This window comes from Nonomuraea sp. NPDC049141 (genome assembly GCF_040648415.1).
Taxonomy (GTDB): domain Bacteria; phylum Actinomycetota; class Actinomycetes; order Streptosporangiales; family Streptosporangiaceae; genus Nonomuraea.
In genome coordinates, this window is the sequence record NZ_JBEZDR010000003.1 from 736541 (window position 1) to 755016 (window position 18476).

Sequence of the window (18476 nt, forward strand, 5' to 3'; positions counted from 1 at the left end):
TCAGAGGAGCCAGCCCGCGTCTTCGGCGATGCGGATGGCGTCGATCTTGTTGCGGGCGCCCGTCTTCGTGATCGCCCCCGTGAGGTAGTTGCGGACGGTGCCCGCCGACAGGTGGAGGCGGGCGGCGATCTCCTCGGCCGACGCGCCCCTGGCGGCCTGCCTCAGCACGGTGGTCTCCCGCTGGGTGAGGGGGCTCTCGCCGTACTCCATCGCCGAGGCCACCAGCTCCGCGTCCAGCACGCGGAGTCCGGCGGCGGTGCGTCTGATGGCGTCGGCGAGGCGGTCGCCGGGCGCGTCCTTGACCAGGAACGCCTCGATGCCCGCGGCGAGCGCCCGGCGTACCTGGCCGGGCTGGCCCATCGCCGTGAGGATCAGGACACGGCACGACGGGAGCCGTTCGCGTAGCTCGGCGGCGGCGGTGATGCCGTCGATCACCGGCAGGTCGATGTCCACGATCGCCACGTCGGGGCGGGTCTTCAGCGCGGCGGGTACGATCTCGTCGCCGCGCGTCACCTCGGCCGCCACCTCGATGTCCGGCTCCAGGCGGAGCAAGGCGGTGAGGGCCGCCCTGATCATGTGCATGTCCTCGGCCAGCAGGACCCGGATCACGCGGGCACCTCCATCGTCAGGCGGAACCCGCCGGTGCCGGTCGCCGAGGCGGTGGCCGTCCCACCCGCTTGGACGGCCCGCTCCGCCAGCCCCGTCAGCCCACCGCCGTAGTCGGGAGAACAGCGGCCGAGATCACTGTCGCTGGGGTCATGCCCGTTGAGGTCGCGGGCTTCCGGGACGCCGTCGTTCACCACTTCGAGCCGGAGCCGGCCCTCCTTCAGGGACGTGCTGATCGTGCACATAGTGGCGCGGCTGTGGCGCAAAACGTTGGTGACCGCCTCCCGCACGCCCCACGCCAACGCCGCCTCCGACTGCCTCGACAGCGCGGCGTCGACCAGGTGCGCCTGGCAACCGACCCCCGAGGTCTCCAGCAGCGCCACCGCTCGATCCACCTCGCTCACCAGCGACAACTCCCGATACCCCCGCGCCACCTGCCGTACGTCCTGCGCCGCCTCCCTGGCCACCTGCACCAGCTCGCCCACCTCGCCGCGCGCCGCGGCGGGGTCGCGGTCCATCAGGCGGCCGGCCAGATCGCCCTTGAGGGCGATCGCCGTCAGGCTGCGGCCGAGCCCGTCGTGCAGGTCGCGGGAGATGCGCAGGCGTTCCTTGAGTACGGCGGCCTCGGCGAGCTCCGCCCTGGCGTGTGAGAGGTCCACCGTCACGCGGACGAACCGGACCATGGCGTAGATCATCGCGCCGGTGGTGGCTACGGAGAGGCCGTAGAAGAGGGCCAGAACCGGATTGGCGGACCAGGCGAAGATCGAGCCGCCGTTCCACAGCGTAATCGCGCCGACCAGCGGACCGCTCCAGCGCAGCGGCAGGAAGACCAGCAGGCTCCCGGCCAGCATCGGCGCCGACACGGCCGACCAGCCTGACGGCAGCAGGTAGTCGGGCACGTACGTGGCGACCGCCTGCAGCACCATCGTGAGCGGGAAGAGTGGCGGACGCTCGCCGCGCAGGCCCGCCCGCATGTTCAGGTAATGGGTGACGACGACGCCGATCACGGCCGCGCTCGCCACGAACCCGTTCCGCGGGCCGCTGGTGAAGTAGATGAGCCCGATGAGCGAGTACGCGACCGAGACGGTCGTGATCAGGACACGGGCGAGCCGCTGTGCGGAGGAGGAGTTCATGTGAATGGTGGCGCGGAGACCTGGTCCTTCAGGCCGGGAGGAAGCGGCGCCACTCCTTTCGAAAACAGTATGGAAAGTCTCGGTCACGTTAGGTAATGTGTGCGGTGAGTGATGGCGCTGTGACAGGAGGTGCGTGATGGCGATCCGCCGCTCCGCCACCAAACGGCACGGCCTGGCCACGGTCGTGCAACTGCGGCTCACGCCGACACCGGCCCAGGCCGACGCGCTGGCCGCGGCGGTGCTGGTGTGCAATCAGGCGGCCACCGTCGTGTCCCGGCTGGCCTGGCAGCACCGGACCTTCGCTGTGGTGGAGTTGCATCGGCTGGCCTATTACGAGGTGCGCGGGCAGGTGGCGGGGCTGGGCGCGCAGGCGGCTGTGCGGGCGATCGCCCGGGTCGCCGGCGCGTATGCCAACCGGCGCGCCAGCAAGAAACGTGCCCACATCTTCCGCCCGCATGGCGCCGTCCCCTACGACGCCCGGCTGATGAGCTTCAATCGTGACGCCCGCACCGTGTCGCTGTGGACCCCGACCGGCCGCGTCACCGTCCCCTACGTCGGTCGGCCGGAAGATCTCAAAGCTGTAGACGTGCTGCCGGTGGGGGAGGCTGATCTGGTCTGTCGGCGCGGGGTGTGGCTGCTGCAGGTCGCCCTCACCTTGCCCAAGCCGGTGGTGCGTGAGCCGGTCGGCGGCTTTCTCGGGGTGGATCAAGGGGTGGCGAACCTGGCGGTCACCTGCGACGGGGTGGTGCTGCCCGGCCCGGCGCTGTCCGGGCCGATCGGCGGCAACGGCCACGTGCGTACGCTGCGGGAGCGGCGGCACCGGCAACGCCGGCGGCTGCAGAAGAAGGGCACCCCGGCGGCGCGGCGGGTGTTGCGCCGCCTTGCCGGGCGTGAGCACCGGATGATGATCGACCTCAACCACCAAATCTCGACATATGTGGTGCGTGAAGTCGAACGCACCGGCCGCGGGATCGCCCTGGAAGACCTCCAAGGCATCCGCGGCCGGGTCAGGGCTCACCGGCTCCAGCGACGCACCCTGCACAACTGGGCGTTCGCCCAGCAGATCACCTTCACCCGCTACAAAGCCGCCCGCGCCGGAGTCGCCTTCGTGCTGGTCGACCCGGCCTATACGTCGCAGGCGTGTCCGGAGTGCGGGTATGTATCCAGGGCGAACCGGCCGGCACGGGGCCGGTTCGTCTGCACCCGGTGCGGCCTCGCTGGGCACGCCGACCACATCGCGGCCCGCAACATCGCCACACGCGGCATTGCGGGCTGGGCTGCTGTCAACCAGCCACACGCTACCGGCCTCCCTTCAGCCAGACGGGACCGTGAGAGCAAACCACCAGCTTCAGCCAGTGGTAGTTGATGACCGGCCCATTATGACCGCCGGGGTTCCCACCGGAACCAGAGCCGGATCGCCACGACGCCGACCACCGCCCACACGGCCAGGTTCAGCGCGGGCAGCGCCGCCTCGCCGGTCCTGATGGCGTGCACCACGGCGGAGGTGGGCAGCAGGTCGAGTGCGGAGCCCACCCAGGCGGGCAGGACGTCGCGGATCGGACCCATCACGCCGGTGGCGATCGCCGCCAGCAGGAAGACGGGCATCGTGGCGGCGGCCGCCAGTTCGGTGCGCGGGATCACGGCGGTGTAGGCGACGCCGAGCGTGGCCAGGACGACGGAGCCCGCGACGACGGCGCCCGCGAAGACCAGCGGGTTCGCCGGGAACGGCACATCGGCGAGCAGGCGCACCGCCACCGTGCACACCGCGATCAGGATCATGGTCTGCGTGGCGGTGCTGGCGATCTGGCCGGCGAGGATCTGCCCGTCGGTCAGGCCGGTGGCGCGCAGCCGCTTGAGCACCAGCTGGTCGCGGCGGGTCGTCAGCGCCACGGCGACGTTCATGAACGCGGTGATCGACAGCAGGATCGAGGTCGTGCCCTGGGACAGCTGGGTGGCGTCGGCCACCCCGTCGGCCGTCACGTGCCGCATGAGCACCGGCAGGCCGACGCTCAGCCCCACGGGCGTGATCACCGAGGCGAACAGCATCGCCCGGTCCCGCCAGAACAGGCTGGTACCGAGCCGGTAGGTGGCGGCGTAGCTCATCGGTGGCTCCCGGACAGGTCGAGGAAGAGGTCTTCGAGGGTGGCGGTGCGGACCTCCAGGCCCGCCAGCCGCAGGCCGCGTTCGGCGGCCCAGCTCAGCAGCGTCTGCGCGGCCAGGTCGGGGTCGGCCGCCCGGCACACGGCCGTCTCGCCGTCCAGGGTCACCGGGAGCGGCAGGTCAGCCGGTGAGGTCCCCGGAGGCAGCCGGAACGCCACCCGCCCGCTCCGCGCGGCGAGCGTCTCCGCCATCCCGCCGGACGCGACGATCTCGCCTTCGTCCATGACGGCCATCGAGCCGGCCAGCCGCTGCGCCTCGTCCAGGTAGTGGGTGGTCAGCAGGATCGTGGTGCCCTGCCCGGCCAGCTCGCGTACGACGTCCCAGGTGTTCCTGCGGGCCTCGGGATCCATCCCGGTGGTCGGCTCGTCCAGGAACAGGACGTCGGGACGGCCCAGCAGGGCCAGCGCCAGGTCGAGCCGCCGCTTCTCGCCGCCGGAGAGCTGGCGCACCCGGGTGCCCGCCTTCGGCAGCAGGCCCGCCAGCTCCAGCGCCTCGTCGCGGGGCCGTGGCGCGGCGGTGAAGTCACGCCAGGTGTCGACGGTCCGCGCCACCGTCAGGTCCTGGAAGAACCCGGCCTCCTGCAGCATGATGCCGGTGCGCCGCCTGACGGCCGCCCGGTCCCGGGCCGGGTCGAGGCCGAGCACCCGGCAGGCGCCCCCGTCCGGCTGCTGGAACCCGGCCAGCAGCTCGATCGTCGTGGTCTTGCCCGCGCCGTTCCTGCCCAGGAGCGCGAAGATCTCCCCGTCGGCCACCTCGAACGAGATGCCCTTCACCGCCGCGAAGTCCCCGTAGCTCTTCCTGAGCTCTTCCACCCGAATCGCTGTCATGCCTACGACTATTTCGGGATATGAGGATGGGCCCCAGTGAAGAATTCACGACTTCCGGGAGAGCTTCAGCAGCGCGTCGGTCACCCCCTCGGGATCGACGACCTGCTGAAGATGCTCGCCTTGGGTCCGCAGCACGGGCCAGCCCCGCCCCTGCGCCGCTTCGGCGATCTTGTCGTAGGGCGGGCCGTACCAGAGGTAGGCGCACCTGACCTCATCCCAACCGGCGGGGACGGGAATGGGGTCGGTGTAGTAGCCGAGCGGCAGGCGCGGCTGCTCCTCGACCACCACGGCCCGGACCCGCGGGTCGGGCAGCAGGGCGGCCACGTCGTCGTCGCTCCACCAGTCGGTCCAGCGCGGCAGCACGCCGTCCGCGTCCGCCAGATCACGCAGGAACGGCAGGAACTCCTCCTGCGCCGCCCGCACCAGCCCGTCACGGGGCGGCAGATGCGCGTCGGCGAACACGCACGACACCACCCGATCGCCCAGCCCCTCCTTGATCACCGGCACGAAGAGGCCCGCGTTGCTGTGCGGGACCAGCACGATCGGCGTCTCGGGCGCCGCCGCGCGCACCGCCTCCACCACCCGCGGCCAGTACGGCGAGCCGCGCCGCGCCACCTCGGTCAGGTCGGGCACCACGGCGGCGTATCCCCGGCGCTCCAGGGCCCGGGCCACCGGCGTCCAGGTCGAAGGCCCCACTGACGGGCTGTGCACGAGCACGAACGTCACGTTCATACGTCTACTTTCCCGCAGGCGGCGGCCCGGTCACCCCGTTGTCAGCTGATGGCGGACTCAGACGATCAGCGTGTGGCGGGCGGAGGGCTCGCGGACGCCGTCATAGGAACGCCAGGCCCGCGCCAGAGCGGCGACCGCCTGCGACAGCTCCTCCTCGGGGAACAGGAAGTGCAGCCGCATGTACTCGGCGTGCCCGCCGAGCGGGTCGAACGAGCGCCCCGGCGGCACCGCGACGCCGTGTCTGAGCGCCACCTGGGCGAACGAGTCGGCCTCGCCGCGTGGCAGCCGTACCCAGATCGTCTGGCCGCCGAGTGCGGGTTCGAACTCCCACGTGGGCAGGTGTTCGCGCAGCTCGGCGCAGAGGTGGTCGTGACGCGCCCGCAGCGTCCGTACGCGCGCCCGCCTGATCTCGTCGAGCCGCCCGAGCAGCGTCGCGGCGGCGAGCTGCCCGAGGACCTCACCCCCCAGATCGTGTACGGCCCGCAGCCGGGCCAGCCGCGACACCAGCGGCGCGGCCGCCCGGATCCAGCCCACCCGCAGCCCGCCCCAGACCAGCTTGCTCAGCGAGGCGATCGTGATCACCTGTTCGGCGGAGCGGTAGGCGGCCAGCGGCGGCGGGGTCACGCCCGAGAAGCAGAGCTCGGCGCAGACCTCGTCGTCGATCACCGGCACGTCGTGCTCGGCGGCGAGCTCGGCCAGGCGCCGCCGATCGGCCGCTTCCATGATCGAGCCGCTCGGGTTGCTGGCGGTCGGCACGGCGTACACGAGGGCCGGCCGTTCACGCATCGCCTCGGCCGGGACCGGGTCCAGCTGCACCGGCCGGACGGCCGCGGCGGCGTGCCTGAACACCTCCACCGCGCCCGGGTACGTCGGCGACTCCGTCAGCACGGTGTCGCCCGGCGCCACCAGCAGCCCGGCCAGCAGCGTCAGCGCCTGCTGGGCGCCGTTCGTCACCAGGATCTCCGCGGCGGTGGTGGGCACGCCGCGTTCGCGGTAGTAGGCGGCGACGGCCTCGCGCAGGACGGGGCTCCCGGCCGGCTGGTAGCCCAGGTCGCGCAGGCCGACGAGGCGGGTGGCCGCCTCCTGGTACGCCTCGACCAGCTCGTACGGCGGGAGGTCGGGGGCGGCGCAGGTCAGCAGTTGGACGCCGTCCGGGGGATTGAGGATGTGCATGAGCAGCGGGTTCGCGACGACGCCGTCCGTGGAACGGGTGGAAGGCAGGTCGCAGTGCGCGACGCGGGTGCCGCTGCCCTGGCGGCGCACCACCCGGCCCTCCTGCTGGAGCAGGTCGTAGGCGGCGACCACGGTGCCCCGGCCGACCGCCAGCCGGCCGGCCAGCACCCGGTCGGGCGGCAACTGCTCACCGGGCGGCAGCACGCCGTCGTCGATGAGCGCCCGCAGGCGGCCGGTGAGCAGCAGGTAGAGGGGCCCGCGTCCGGACGCCCAGCGGCCCAGCAGGTCAACGAGATCATCGAGATTGGCCCCATTCATGGACCAATTCTCCACCATTGGATCTGACAATGAGCCAGCTCTCGGTACATCCTGAGGGACATGAGCGAACTGCACCCCGAGACCCGAGCCGTGCATCTGCCCCAGCCGTCCATCGAGGGCAGCCGTCCGATCACCATGCCCATCTACCAGACCTCCGGCTTCGTCTTCGACGACCCGGCGGTGATGGCCGACGCGATGGGCCGCCCCGACGGCCCGTTCGTGTACGGGCGCTACACCAACCCCACCGTCCGCTCGCTGGAAATGGCCGTCTCCGGCCTCGAAGGCGGGGTCGCCGCCCTGGCCACCGGCTCCGGCATGGGCGCCATCAACACCGTCCTGCTCGGCCTGCTCAAGCCGGGCGACCACCTGATCGCCCAGAAGGCCCTGTACGGCGGCACGGCCGCGATGATCAACGACCTGGTCGGCAGGTTCGGCATCGAGGTCAGCTACGTGCCCGAGGACGACCCCGAGGCCCTGCGCGCCGCCGTACGCCCCGAGACCAAGCTGGTCTACCTGGAGACCATCGCCAACCCGATCGCCCAGGTCGCCGACCTGCCCGGAATGTGCGCCGTCGCCCGGGAGCTCGGCCTCGTGTCGGTCGTGGACAACACCTTCGCCACGCCCATGCTGTGCCGCCCCCTCGAACACGGCGCCGACATCGTCGTCCACTCCACGACCAAGTACCTGTCCGGGCACACGGATGTGGTGGGCGGCATGGCGGTCTTCGCCGACGACGAGCTGTACAAGAAGGCGTGGCACTTCGCGATCGAGCTGGGCGCCTCCGCGGACCCGTTCGCCGCCTGGCTCACGCTGCGCGGAATCCAGACGCTGGCGCTACGCATGGAACGCCACTGCGCCAACGCCCGGCTGCTCGCCACCCGGCTCGCCGAGCATCCGGCGGTCGCCGCCGTGCACTGGCCGGGGCTGCCGTCGCATCCCTCGTACGAGCTCGCGGCCAAGCTCCTGCCCGACTTCGGCGGCGTGTTCTCCTTCGACCTGGCCGGTGGCCGCGCCGCGGGGGAGAAGTTCATGAGCTCGATCCGGCTGGCGCTGCTGGCTCCCTCGCTGGGCGGTGTCGAGACCCTCGTCCTGCACCCGGCGTCCACGTCGCACCGCGCGCTCAGTGCCGACGAACTGGCCAGGCATGGGATCGGCGAGGGCACCGTACGCATCGCCGTGGGCATCGAGCACCCCGAGGACCTGTGGGCGGACATCTCGCAGGCGTTGACAGAGTGATTAGGCATTTAGGAAACTTCCTAAATGCCTACGATTACGGTGACCTACGATGACGTGGCGAGCGCGGCCGAGCGGATCGGCGGGCACGTGCTGCGTACGCCGGTGCTCGAGGTCTCTCCCGGGCTGTTCCTCAAGCTGGAGCAGCTGCAGCACTCAGGGTCGTTCAAGGTGCGGGGGGCGTTCAACCGCATCCTGGCGGCCGGTGCGCTGCCGCCGAGCGGGGTGATCGCGGCCAGTGGCGGCAACCACGGACTCGCCGTCGCCTACGCCGCGAAGGCGCTGGGCGTCCGGGCGGAGATCTTCGTACCGGAGGTGAGCAGCCCGGTGAAGGTGGCGGGGCTGCGGACACTGGGCGCGGAGGTCAACCAGGTCGGGGCCATCTACGCGGAGGCGGCCGAGGCGGCGGGCAAGCGGGCGGCGGAGACCGGAGCGCTTCAGGTGCACGCCTATGACCAGCCGGAGGTCGTGGCGGGACAGGGGACCACGGGGCTGGAGCTGATGGCGCAGACCGGAGGCGTGGACACGGTGGTGGTGGCCGTCGGCGGCGGCGGGTTCGCCGCGGGCATCACGGTGGGCGCCGGAACCGCCGGCGGGAACGGGCCGCGGATCGTCGCCGTCGAACCCCTGCTGTGCCCGACCCTGCATGAGGCGCTGCGGGCGGGCCACCCGGTGCCGGTGCGGGTGAGCGGCGTGGGAGCGGACGCGCTGGGTGCCAGCCGGCTCGGCGGCATCGCCTACGACATCCTCTCCCGGGCGGACGTCCAGAGCGTGCTGGTGGCCGACGACGCGATCGTCGCCGCCCGCCGCGCCCTCTGGACGGAGCACCGAATGGTCACCGAACACGCGGGCGCGGCCGCGTACGCCGCGCTGCTGTCGGGGGCGTACGTCCCGGCGGACGGCGAGCGGGTCGCGGTGGTGGTGTGCGGCTCGAACACCGACCCCGCCACGCTGGCCTGACAGGCCGGTCCGGATGCCCGGCACGCCGGGCACCCGGACATAGGGCTTAGTACTGCGTCGCGTCGTGTACGTCGAGCAGCGGCTCCTTGACGCCGTCGCCCGAGTCGTCGGTCCAGCCGGAGTTGCCGGTGGAGATCAGCTTGGTCCGTACGGCCAGCGCCCCGGCTCGGGTCGTCGGCTTGCGGGTGCCCGCGGTGAGGATGCCCGCCGCGCCCGCCACGTGCGGACTGGCCATCGAGGTGCCGCTGATCGTGTTGTAGCCGCCGCCCATCCACGTCGAGTAGATGCAGGTGCCGGGTGCGGTGATCTCGATCGTCGAGCCGAAGTTCGAGTAGAACGCCGAGGTGTCGTCCGCGTCGGTCTCGCTGCGGCACGACAGCGTGCTGCCGCCGAGGCCGCCCGCCAGCCCGTCGTTGTCGGTCAGCGCCGAGACGGTGACCACGTCAGGGTGGTTGGCCGGGAAGAACGTCGAGGCGTTCGAGTGGTTGTTGCCCGCCGCGACGACGACCACGATGCCGGCGTTGGTGGCGTTCGTGATCGCGGTGCTGATCGCACTGCTCGTACATCCGTTGCAGCCGAGGCTCAGGTTGATGACCTCGATGGTGGAGGCACGGGCCACGACCCAGTTGAGTCCGGCGGCGATGCCCGCCAGGGTGCCCGAGCCGGCCGAGTTGAGCACCTTCACGCCGTGGATGCGGGCGGCCGGGGCCACGCCGACGGAGCCGATCGTGTTGTCACGCGCGCCGATGATGCCCGCGACGTGCGAGCCGTGGCCGTTGTCGTCGGTGCCCGAGTTGTTGACGCAGACGCCGGTCACGCAGTTGGCGCGGGCCACCACGTTCAGGTCGGGATGGGTGTTGTCCACCCCGGTGTCCACGACGGCCACGTCCGTGTTGATCTGCACGTCGTCCACGCCGTCGATGTCCAGGTTCGGGTTGGACGGGCCGAAGATCCGCCTGACGCCCGTCGGGACCGTCTGCGCGAACGCCGTGACGACGGCGTCCGGCTCGACGGTGAGCACGTTCGGGGTCTGCCTGAGCTTCTCGGCCGCCTCCGCGGTCAGGGTGGCGGTGTAGCCCTTGAAGGCGGACTCGTAGACGCCGATCAGGTGGCCGCCGTACTTGCTGACCTGTTCCTCGGCGGCGCTCGTGGCGGCGCGGATGTTGGGGTTGAGCTGGACGATGTACGTGCTGGTCTCCGGCGCCGCGGCCGAGACGGGGAGGGGCGCGGCCGACAGAGCCAGCGCGCCGACGAGTGATGCGAGCATCAGGGTGCGTGGTCGCATGACAGGTGTGAGCCCTTCCTGGGGTATTGGACGGGGATCACTGAAACATGAGACAGAATCGGGCTCGCGGCCATACGTGGAGCACACGTAATGCGACTACGTAGGGTGATTTAGGTCGTCCCGATGCTGAGCTGCCTGCGCGAGGTGAGACCCAGCTTGCGCAGCGCGTTGGCGATGTGCACCTCGACCGTGCGCGGCGACAGGAACAGGCTCTCGGCGATCTCCTTGTTGGTGAGGCCGTCGGCGGCCAGCCTGGCCACCTCCTCCTCCCGAGGCGACAGCGTGCCCTGGGGTTCGGCCGGGCCGGCGATCCTGCGGCGTAGCCGGCGACCTGCCGCCGGGGTGATCGTCTCGGAGACGGCCTGCCTGGTCAGCGGCTGGCGCAGGCCGTACCTGCCGGGTGTCCACTCGCGCAGCAGGCCGCACCGCACCGCCTCGGAGAGCCCGCGTTCGCCCTGCTCGGGAGGTACGCCCGCGACGCCCGTCAGCACGTCCTCGCACACCGGATGCTCGACCTGGGAGGCCGCCTGCACGATGTGGCGCGCCGCGCGCGGCAGCGCGGCCAGCTTCACCAGCACGGCGTCGCGCAGCGCGGGCGGCGTGCCCGGCTCCTGGCCGTCGGCCAGCATGCGGGTCAGCTCCTCGACGGCGCGCGGCACGCCCCCGGTGAGCGGCCACAGGTCGGCCGAGCCCGGCAGCAGGTGCTTGACCAGGAGCGCGGTCTCCTCGGCGGTGAGCGGGCCGAGCGCGATCTCGGCGTGGTCGATGCGCGGTGGCAGGTGCCCGAGCAGCTCGGTCACGGGATGGCTCAGGTCCTCCGCGCGGTACGTGACGACCAGGTTGACCCCGTCCGGAAGACAGCGCGCCAGGAACGCCAGCAGCTCCCTGGTGCCCGGATCGACCCAGTGCACGTCCTCGACCGCCAGCGTGATCGGCCGCAGCGAGCCCAGGAGCGACAGCACCGCCCTGAACAGCCGGTGCCGCTCCACCATCGCGTCCTGGAGCGGGGGAGGGGTGGGCGGCAGCAGGTGGCCGCACTCCGGCAGGAACGGGCGTAACGCCCCGGTGATCGGGTTGAGGTCGCGCATGGGGCGGACGTCACGCAACGCCTCCACGACCGGCCCGTACGGGAACCGCATGGGATGGCAGCTCCCGACGAGCATCGGGTGGCCGGTGAGCTCATGCAGCAGCCGGGTCTTGCCGACACCCGCCTCGCCCTCGATCAGGAGCACGAGAGGAGGGCGGCTCAGTGTGTCTGCCAGTTGCCGGAGTTCGCGCTCTCGTCCCACGAAAGGCATGACGCACCTCAGTCGGCCCGACTATAAGCTGTTGATAAAGTTTTCACCATATGTCGGGATGTGTCCATACTCATTCATACGTGTGGCCGGCTTCCGGGAAGGCCCCCGAGACCACGTCTGCCGCGTAGGCGCGCACGGCGCGGTCCATCTCCGTGGCCAGATCCGCGTACTGCTTGACGAACCTGGCCGGGCGCTGGGTGAGCCCCATGAGGTCCTGCCAGACCAGCACCTGCGCGTCCGTGGCCGGGCCCGCTCCGATGCCGATCGTCGGGATGGCGATCGAGGCGGTCACCCGTTCGGCCAGCTCGGCGGGCACGCATTCGAGCACCACCGAGAAGGCCCCCGCCCGTTCGAGGTCCTTGGCGTCCGACATGAGCTCGTCGCCCGACTGCCCGCGGCCCTGGACGCGGTAGCCGCCGAGGACGTTCACCGACTGCGGGGTGAGGCCGAGGTGGGCCATGACCGGGATGCCCGCCGAGACCAGCAGCTCGACCTGCGGCAGGACGCGGCGGCCGCCCTCCAGCTTGACCGCGTGCGCGCCCGCCTCCTTCATGAAGCGCGCCGCCGACTCCAGTGCCTGCTGGGGTGAGCCCTGGTAGGAGCCGAACGGCAGGTCGGCGACCACGAGGGCGCGCGCGGACCCGCGGACGACGGCGGCCGTCAGCGGCAGCAGGTCGTCGACCGTGACGGGCAGCGTGGAATCGTAGCCGTAGACGACCATGGCCGCCGAGTCGCCGACCAGCAGGACCGGGATGCCCGCCTGGTCGAACACCCGGGCGGTCATCGCGTCGTAGGCGGTGATCATGGGCCACCGCTCTCCGCGCTCCTTGGCCGCGATCAGGTCGCGGACGGTGACCCTGCGCCCGGCGGCACCGCCGTACAGCGTGGTGGAAGAGGACATGACAAACCCTCCGGTGAAGTCTCGAGTCGCCCCAGTGGCGTACCCGGACTCCTCCGATGATGGCACGCGCGGCAAACCGGTGGCGGAACTGTCGGTGCCGCTTGCCACAATGGATCTGGAGGTAAGCAATAAACATGGCACTCGACCCTTACAAACAGCTGTTCCGGCTCCCCGGCGTGCGGACGTTACTCCTGGTGGGCCTGATCGCCCGCATCCCGACCACCGCGACGGGGATGGCGTTGACGTTGCACGTCGTCAACGGCCTGGAGCTCGGCTTCGGAAGGGCGGGGCTGGTCACCATGGCCAGCACGGTCGGCATGGCCATCGGGTCGCCGCTGACCGGCCGGTTCGTCGACAAGCACGGTCTGCGGCCGGTCCTGACCGTCACCACCTGCGCGCAGGCCGCGTTCTGGGCGAGCGCGTGGGCGCTGCCCTACGCGGCGCTGGTCGTGGCGGCGGTGGTGGCGGGGCTGCTGGCGCTGCCGGTGTTCAGCGTGATCAGGCAGTGCCTGGCGGCCATCGTGCCCGTCGAGCACCGCAGGGCCGGCTTCTCGCTCGACTCGATGCTGGTCGAGCTCTCCTACATGGTCGGCCCGGCGCTGGCCGTGGCCGGGATGACGACGCTCGGCAGCGGGCCGACACTGACGATCATCGCGGTCGGCCTGACCGGCTCGGGTGTGGCGCTGGTCGTGCTCAATCCGCCGACCCGGTCGGCCGAGGAGTTGCGGGCGCCTGCGGCGAAAGTGCCGCGGCGGCGGTGGCTCACGCCCGCCTTCGTCGCGCTGCTGGGCACGGTGGCCTCGGCCACGTTCGTGCTCACCGCGACCGAGCTCGCCCTGGTCGGCACCATGGAGCACACCGGGCAGACCGCGTGGATCGGGGTCGCGGTCGGCATCTGGTGCGTTTACTCGCTGCTGGGCGGCTTCGTGTACGGTGGGCTGTCGCGCGGCTTCTCGCCCCTGGCCCTCATCGCGGGCATGGGCCTGCTGACCACGCTGGCCTCGCTGGCCGGTGGCGACTGGCGGTGGCTCATGCTGGCCCTGCTGCCCGCCGGGGTGCTCTGCGCCCCCTCACTGTCCTCCACCGTCGACACTGTCAGCCGCTGGGTGCCCGCCGGCGCCAGGGGTGAGGCGATGGGCTTCCACGGCACCGCCCTGCTGGTCGGCGGCGCGATCTCCGCGCCGATCGCCGGGGCGATCATCGACGCGCACGGGCCCGCCTGGGCGTTCGTGGTGGCCGGGCTCGCGGGCGTGGTGATGGTCCTGGTCGCGCTGCCGTTCTGGCGGCGGCGGCCACAGCCGGCGGTGGCTGACGACGCGCCGGTCGCGCCGACGGAGACAGTCGTCGCCACGAGTTAACCTTTACGAAACGAAACCGTTGCGTATCGGAATAAGCTTGCGATACGGTAGCGTTGCGAAACTCGTCCGTATCGAAATTAAGGTGCTTTCATGGAAGCGAACACAGGGCATCCACGCCGCTGGGGCATCCTCGGCGTGCTGGTGTTCAGCCTGCTGGCGGTCGTGCTCGACAACACGATCCTCAACGTGGCGATGAAGACCATCGCCGACCCCAATCTGGGTCTGGGCGCGACGCAGAGCGAGCTGGAGTGGGCGATCAACTCCTACACGCTGGTGTTCGCCGGGTTGCTGTTCACCTTCGGTGTGATCGGTGACCGCACGGGCCGCAAGCGAATGCTGTTCATCGGCATGTTGATGTTCGGCCTGGCCTCGCTGGCCAGTGCCTACGCCCAAGATCCGATGCAGCTGATCCTGGCCAGGGCGGCGATGGGCATCGGCGGCGCGGCCATCATGCCCGCGACCTTGGCCATCATCTCCAACGTCTTCCCGCCGAGTGAGCGTGGCAAGGCCATCGGCGTCTGGGCCGGTGGCGTGGGCTTGGCGGTGGCGATCGGCCCGATCACCGGAGGTCTGCTGATCGAGCACTTCTGGTGGGGCTCGGTCTTCCTGGTCAACGTGCCGATCGTGATCGTCAGCATGATCCTCATCGGCACGATCGTGCCGGAGTCGCGTGACCCCAAGCCGTCGAAGCTCGACCCGATCGGCGTGCTGCTGTCCATCATCGGCCTGGTCTCCATCGTCTACGGCATCATCCGCGGCGGCGAGCTGGCCACCGTGGCCTCCGCCGAGGTGCTCGTGCCCACGCTGTTCGGTGTGGCGGTGCTGGCGGCCTTCGTCTGGTGGGAGCGGCGTACCGACCACCCCGCCTTCGACGTGCGTAACTTCGGCAACGTCCGGTTCTCCTCCGCCATCGGCATGATGGGCATCGTCTTCTTCGCGATGATGGGCGGGATGTTCTTCCTGACCTTCTACATGCAGATCGTGCTGGGCTTCAGCCCGATCCAGGCAGGCGCGCTGATGATCCCGTTCGCCGCGGCGCAGCTCATCTTCGCGCCGCTCAGCCAGCGGGTGAACCAGCGGTTCGGGGCCAAGGTCTCCTCCGCCGTCAGCATGCTGGTGGTCACCGCGGCGCTCACCAGCTATGCCTTCCTGGACCAGAGCACGCCGATCATCATGATCGAGATCATCTTCTTCGTGCAGGGTGCGGCGATGGCCAACATCATGCCGCCGGCGACCACCGCCATCATGGAGGCGCTGCCCAGGGAGAAGGCCGGTGTCGGCTCGGCCATGAGCAACACCGTCCGCCAGATCGCCGGCGCGCTCGGCGTGGCCGTGCTCGGCTCGGTGCTGTCCTCCAGCTACCGGGGCGAGATCGCGCCCGCTCTGTCCGGTCTCCCGGCCGGCGCCCAGCACGCCGCCGGTGAGTCGATCATGGCGACGGTCGGCGCCGCGCACGCGCTCGGCGAGCGGGGGCAGGCGCTGCTCCAGCCCGCTTACGACGCCTTCCTCCACGGCATGCACATCACGGCCCTGGTCTCCGCGGTGATCGCGCTGCTGGGCGTGCTGGTGGTGCTGAAGTGGATGCCGGGCAAGGTACGCCCGGTGCAGCAGGCGGAAAAGAAAGAACCAGCGGTAGTGTGAGTCCGCGATGACCATCCAGGAATCCACGACGGCCCGTCCGGCGGGCCGTCCGCGCAGCGAAAAAGCCGAGAAGGCGATCATCGAGGCGACGCTCGACCTGATCGCCGAGGGCATGGGCGTGTCGGAGCTGACCATCGAGGCGATCGCGTCGAAGGCGGGCGTCGGCAAGACGACCATCTACCGGCGCTGGTCCAACAAGGAGGACCTGGTCGTCGACGCGCTGGCCACGCTCAAGGCGCCGCTGCCGCCGCTGGCCGGAGAGTCGGTGCGCGACGACCTGATCGTCCTGCTCGACGTGATGCGCACCGAGGCGGGCCAGTCCCGCTCCCGGTGCGTGATGAACATCGCGATGAGTGATGCCGACCGCTACCCGCGGCTGATGGAGCGCTTCATGAAGCGCGCCGTCGAGCCGCGCAAGCAGGCCATGCGCAGCACGCTGGAGCGGGGCGTCGCCTCGGGGGAGCTGCGGCCGGACCTCGACATCGACCTGGCGATGGCGATGCTGTCCGGGACCATGATGCACAACACCAAGTGGGCACCCGCCGGCGATCTGCCCGCCGACCTGGCCGAACGGATCGTCGACGCGGCCATGACCGGGATAGGGCCGCAAGGCTGAGACGCGGATGGCCGGGAGATTCTCCCGGCCATTTCGATCTTGACCCTAGGCAGAACATGAGTGGTGTTCTAGCCTCGCGGCCATGCCCCCCATGCGCAGGTTCGCCGCCGTCGTCGCCCTGAGCTCGTCCCTGCTGCTCCTGCTCGCCGCCCCCGCGCTGGCGCACGAGGAGCGTCCGATCACGCTGCCCGACGGTTCGGGCAGCTTACCCGTCTTACGCGGGGCGGAGCCCGATCTGCTGGTCTGCAAAACAGACGCGGACGACTTCGCCCGAAGAATCGCAGCCTTCCCGGACCCTCTCAAGCAGCGCAACCTCTCCCTTTTCGCGAAATGTCAGCAAAAAGGGGTGAGGGATCTGCAGGAGGCCGTCGACAAGGTCGACCGGCCGGGCATGACCATCGCCCTGCTCCCCGGCCTCTACCAGGAAGAGCCCAGCCAGGCCGCCCCGACCGGCGACTGCGCCCACCTCCCGGCCCGCTGGTCCACCTGGGGCTACCAGATCCTCTCCTTCGAACAGCAGCAACGCTGCCCGCACAACCAGAACCTGGTCGCCATCCTCGGCAAGAAGAACCTCCAGATCGAGGGCACCGGAGCGTCTCCTCTCGACGTGATCGTCGACGCCCAGTACCGCAAGCTGAACGCCATCCGCGCCGACCGCACCGACGGCATCTACTTCAGGAACCTCACCGCCCAGCGCACGACGTTCAACTCCCTGTACATCCTGGAGACCGACGGCTTCGTCATCGACCAGGTGCTCACCCGCTGGAACGACGAGTACGGCTTCCTGACCTTCGCCAGCGACCACGGCCTCTACACCGACTGCGAGGCGTACGGCAACGGCGACGGCGGCCTCTATCCCGGCAGCGCGTCCAACATCAACGACGGCCGAGGGCACGAGGTCCCGCGCTACGCCATCGAGATCCGCCGGTGCAAGAGCCACGACAACGCGCTCGGCTACTCGGGCACCGCGGGCGACTCGATGTGGGTGCACGACAACGAGTTCTACGACAACATGGTCGGCGCCACGATGGACAGCCTCTGGCCCAGCCACCCCGGCCTGCCGCAGAACCACGCCAAGTTCGAGCAGAACAAGATCCACGACAACAACAAGGACTACTACGAGTACACGCGCAACGGCACCTGCGCCAAGCCGCCGGCGCAGCGCGGCTACGAGCAGGGCGTGGTCTGCTCCCAGACGGGCGCCCCGCCCGGCACCGGCGTCCTGGTCGCCGGCGGCAACTACAACGTCTTCCGGAACAACCAGATCTGGGGCCACAACCGCGCGGCCTTCGGGCTCTTCGGCGTCCCCGCGTTCATCAGGGGCGAGAACGACCTGGCCAAGCAGGCCGACACGTCCAACTACAACCGCTACGAGGGCAATGTCTTCGGGGTGAGCCCCACAGGCGAACGGCGGCCCAACGCTTTGGACGTCTGGTGGGACGGCCAGGGGACCGGCAACTGCTGGCAGGCCGACGTGAGCAGGTCCTCGCCCGCGACGCTGCCGGTCTGCGCGGCCAAGGCGCCCGAACTGTCCGGTGGCTCCAGCCGCTGGCTGGCCGAGCCCGTGAAGCTCACCAAGCTCTACCTGTGCGCCGACTACAGCGCCGCGCAGGCGCGGCTGCCCGCGGGCTGCGACTGGTTCGGCGCCAGTGGCTTCGGCAAGGTGGAGACCCAGCTCGCCCTGGGCGGCTCGGTGGTGCTCGGACTGATCGCGGCCCTGTTCTGCCGGCGGGCCGGTCAGGCCGTACGGCTGCGCAAGGGCGATCCGTCGAGCAACGGGGTGGCCCCGGCGGTGGCCGCGCGCAGTGAGCACCGGCAGCGGCTGATCGTGGCCGGGAGCCTGTGCGGGTTCGTGGGGCTGGCGCTCGACGTGGTCGCCGCCGCCGCCGAGAGCACGTTGCTGGCGGCGCTCGCGTTGCTGCTCATGGCGGCCTGGTGGCTCTGTCTCGGCGCGGCGCTGCGGCGGGGGCGGGCGGTTTTCGGCTGGTTCACGATCGTGCTGGGGTTGCTGGCCGGGGTGGATGCGTTCGACCGGGTGGTCTATCTGATCCCGGGGATCCCGTTGGGGCCCGGCTGGAGTCGTGGGCTGCTCACCGGGTTCTGGGTGCTGTGCGCGGTGGTCGTCCTCGCGCCCCGGCGCCGCCGTACGGTGGATGAGACACCGCTCCAGGCCGAGGTGCCCGCGTGAGGCGAGCGGCGGGCGTGGTGGCGCCTGTGGGGCGAGCGGTGGGTGTG

At 70.7% G+C, this 18476-nt stretch carries 16 protein-coding genes; 7 read left to right on the top strand and 9 right to left on the bottom strand.

Features of this window, described 5'->3' with window-relative positions; genetic code table 11:
* Both AB0B91_RS11825 and AB0B91_RS11830 read right to left on the bottom strand, forming a co-directional pair.
* A complete protein-coding gene (locus AB0B91_RS11825; protein ID WP_358318254.1) occupies positions 1-609 on the bottom strand; it encodes a response regulator transcription factor in 609 nt (202 codons plus the stop codon).
* Positions 606-1739 (bottom strand): sensor histidine kinase, encoded by a 1134-nt coding sequence (locus AB0B91_RS11830; RefSeq protein ID WP_358318255.1) that lies wholly within the window; start codon positions 1737-1739, stop codon positions 606-608. The genes AB0B91_RS11825 and AB0B91_RS11830 overlap by 4 nt, the downstream gene beginning before the upstream one ends.
* Positions 1740-1875: 136 nt before the next feature.
* On the opposite strand from AB0B91_RS11830, the gene AB0B91_RS11835 reads away from it, so the two are divergent.
* Complete coding sequence (locus tag AB0B91_RS11835) at positions 1876-3105, top strand: transposase (RefSeq protein WP_358318256.1); 1230 nt, start codon at positions 1876-1878, stop codon at positions 3103-3105.
* 11 nt (positions 3106-3116) lie between these two features.
* On the opposite strand, the gene AB0B91_RS11840 is transcribed toward AB0B91_RS11835, so the two are convergent.
* The 4 genes from AB0B91_RS11840 to AB0B91_RS11855 are packed head-to-tail and all read right to left on the bottom strand — an operon-like array spanning position 3117 to position 6949.
* Entirely contained in the window at positions 3117-3842 is a 726-nt protein-coding gene (locus tag AB0B91_RS11840) for an ABC transporter permease (RefSeq protein ID WP_358318257.1), read from the bottom strand.
* A complete protein-coding gene (locus AB0B91_RS11845) occupies positions 3839-4726 on the bottom strand; it encodes an ABC transporter ATP-binding protein (protein WP_358318258.1) in 888 nt (295 codons plus the stop codon). Before AB0B91_RS11845 ends, AB0B91_RS11840 begins: the two co-directional genes overlap by 4 nt.
* A gap of 45 nt (positions 4727-4771) precedes the next feature.
* On the bottom strand, positions 4772-5458 hold the full coding sequence (locus tag AB0B91_RS11850; protein WP_358318259.1) for an alpha/beta hydrolase: 687 nt from the start codon (positions 5456-5458) through the stop codon (positions 4772-4774).
* A gap of 57 nt (positions 5459-5515) precedes the next feature.
* Positions 5516-6949 (bottom strand): PLP-dependent aminotransferase family protein, encoded by a 1434-nt coding sequence (locus AB0B91_RS11855; RefSeq protein WP_358318260.1) that lies wholly within the window; start codon positions 6947-6949, stop codon positions 5516-5518.
* Between the two features lie 60 nt (positions 6950-7009).
* Between AB0B91_RS11855 and AB0B91_RS11860 the strand changes: the two genes are divergently transcribed.
* A complete protein-coding gene (locus AB0B91_RS11860; RefSeq protein ID WP_358318261.1) occupies positions 7010-8185 on the top strand; it encodes an aminotransferase class I/II-fold pyridoxal phosphate-dependent enzyme in 1176 nt (391 codons plus the stop codon).
* Between the two features lie 24 nt (positions 8186-8209).
* Positions 8210-9142 (top strand): serine/threonine dehydratase, encoded by a 933-nt coding sequence (locus AB0B91_RS11865; RefSeq protein ID WP_358318262.1) that lies wholly within the window; start codon positions 8210-8212, stop codon positions 9140-9142.
* A 46-nt stretch (positions 9143-9188) separates the two neighbouring features.
* On the opposite strand, the gene AB0B91_RS11870 is transcribed toward AB0B91_RS11865, so the two are convergent.
* The 3 genes from AB0B91_RS11870 to panB all read right to left on the bottom strand — a co-directional run bounded on the left by AB0B91_RS11870 (position 9189) and on the right by panB (position 12626).
* Positions 9189-10427, bottom strand: a complete 1239-nt coding sequence (locus AB0B91_RS11870) for a S8 family serine peptidase (protein WP_358318263.1) — start codon at positions 10425-10427, stop codon at positions 9189-9191.
* A gap of 110 nt (positions 10428-10537) precedes the next feature.
* On the bottom strand, positions 10538-11725 hold the full coding sequence (locus AB0B91_RS11875; RefSeq protein ID WP_358318264.1) for an AAA family ATPase: 1188 nt from the start codon (positions 11723-11725) through the stop codon (positions 10538-10540).
* Positions 11726-11795: 70 nt separating this feature from the next.
* The gene (gene panB / locus AB0B91_RS11880; RefSeq protein ID WP_358318265.1) at positions 11796-12626 is read right to left on the bottom strand and encodes a 3-methyl-2-oxobutanoate hydroxymethyltransferase; all 831 of its coding nucleotides are present in this window, start codon (positions 12624-12626) and stop codon (positions 11796-11798) included.
* A gap of 134 nt (positions 12627-12760) precedes the next feature.
* On the opposite strand from panB, the gene AB0B91_RS11885 reads away from it, so the two are divergent.
* The 4 genes from AB0B91_RS11885 to AB0B91_RS11900 all read left to right on the top strand — a co-directional run bounded on the left by AB0B91_RS11885 (position 12761) and on the right by AB0B91_RS11900 (position 18429).
* The gene (locus AB0B91_RS11885) at positions 12761-13984 is read left to right on the top strand and encodes an MFS transporter (protein ID WP_358318266.1); all 1224 of its coding nucleotides are present in this window, start codon (positions 12761-12763) and stop codon (positions 13982-13984) included.
* Positions 13985-14074: 90 nt separating this feature from the next.
* Positions 14075-15625, top strand: a complete 1551-nt coding sequence (locus AB0B91_RS11890; protein ID WP_358318267.1) for an MFS transporter — start codon at positions 14075-14077, stop codon at positions 15623-15625.
* 7 nt (positions 15626-15632) lie between these two features.
* Complete coding sequence (locus AB0B91_RS11895) at positions 15633-16241, top strand: TetR/AcrR family transcriptional regulator (protein ID WP_358318268.1); 609 nt, start codon at positions 15633-15635, stop codon at positions 16239-16241.
* Between the two features lie 82 nt (positions 16242-16323).
* Positions 16324-18429, top strand: coding sequence for a right-handed parallel beta-helix repeat-containing protein (locus AB0B91_RS11900; protein WP_358318269.1), 2106 nt, complete (start codon positions 16324-16326; stop codon positions 18427-18429).
* Positions 18430-18476 lie beyond the last annotated feature (47 nt).

Excerpts from the sequence above, each read along its gene's own strand:
- AB0B91_RS11830 (WP_358318255.1), bottom strand. The coding sequence starts at position 1,739 with ATGAACTCCTCCTCCGCACAGCGGCTCGCCCGTGTCCTGATCACGACC.
- AB0B91_RS11835 (WP_358318256.1), top strand. The coding sequence starts at position 1,876 with ATGGCGATCCGCCGCTCCGCCACCAAACGGCACGGCCTGGCCACGGTC.
- AB0B91_RS11840 (WP_358318257.1), bottom strand. The coding sequence starts at position 3,842 with ATGAGCTACGCCGCCACCTACCGGCTCGGTACCAGCCTGTTCTGGCGG.
- AB0B91_RS11845 (WP_358318258.1), bottom strand. The coding sequence starts at position 4,726 with ATGACAGCGATTCGGGTGGAAGAGCTCAGGAAGAGCTACGGGGACTTC.
- AB0B91_RS11850 (WP_358318259.1), bottom strand. The coding sequence starts at position 5,458 with ATGAACGTGACGTTCGTGCTCGTGCACAGCCCGTCAGTGGGGCCTTCG.
- AB0B91_RS11855 (WP_358318260.1), bottom strand. The coding sequence starts at position 6,949 with ATGAATGGGGCCAATCTCGATGATCTCGTTGACCTGCTGGGCCGCTGG.
- AB0B91_RS11860 (WP_358318261.1), top strand. The coding sequence starts at position 7,010 with ATGAGCGAACTGCACCCCGAGACCCGAGCCGTGCATCTGCCCCAGCCG.
- AB0B91_RS11865 (WP_358318262.1), top strand. The coding sequence starts at position 8,210 with ATGCCTACGATTACGGTGACCTACGATGACGTGGCGAGCGCGGCCGAG.
- AB0B91_RS11870 (WP_358318263.1), bottom strand. The coding sequence starts at position 10,427 with ATGCGACCACGCACCCTGATGCTCGCATCACTCGTCGGCGCGCTGGCT.
- AB0B91_RS11875 (WP_358318264.1), bottom strand. The coding sequence starts at position 11,725 with ATGCCTTTCGTGGGACGAGAGCGCGAACTCCGGCAACTGGCAGACACA.
- panB (WP_358318265.1), bottom strand. The coding sequence starts at position 12,626 with ATGTCCTCTTCCACCACGCTGTACGGCGGTGCCGCCGGGCGCAGGGTC.
- AB0B91_RS11885 (WP_358318266.1), top strand. The coding sequence starts at position 12,761 with ATGGCACTCGACCCTTACAAACAGCTGTTCCGGCTCCCCGGCGTGCGG.
- AB0B91_RS11890 (WP_358318267.1), top strand. The coding sequence starts at position 14,075 with ATGGAAGCGAACACAGGGCATCCACGCCGCTGGGGCATCCTCGGCGTG.
- AB0B91_RS11895 (WP_358318268.1), top strand. The coding sequence starts at position 15,633 with ATGACCATCCAGGAATCCACGACGGCCCGTCCGGCGGGCCGTCCGCGC.
- AB0B91_RS11900 (WP_358318269.1), top strand. The coding sequence starts at position 16,324 with ATGCCCCCCATGCGCAGGTTCGCCGCCGTCGTCGCCCTGAGCTCGTCC.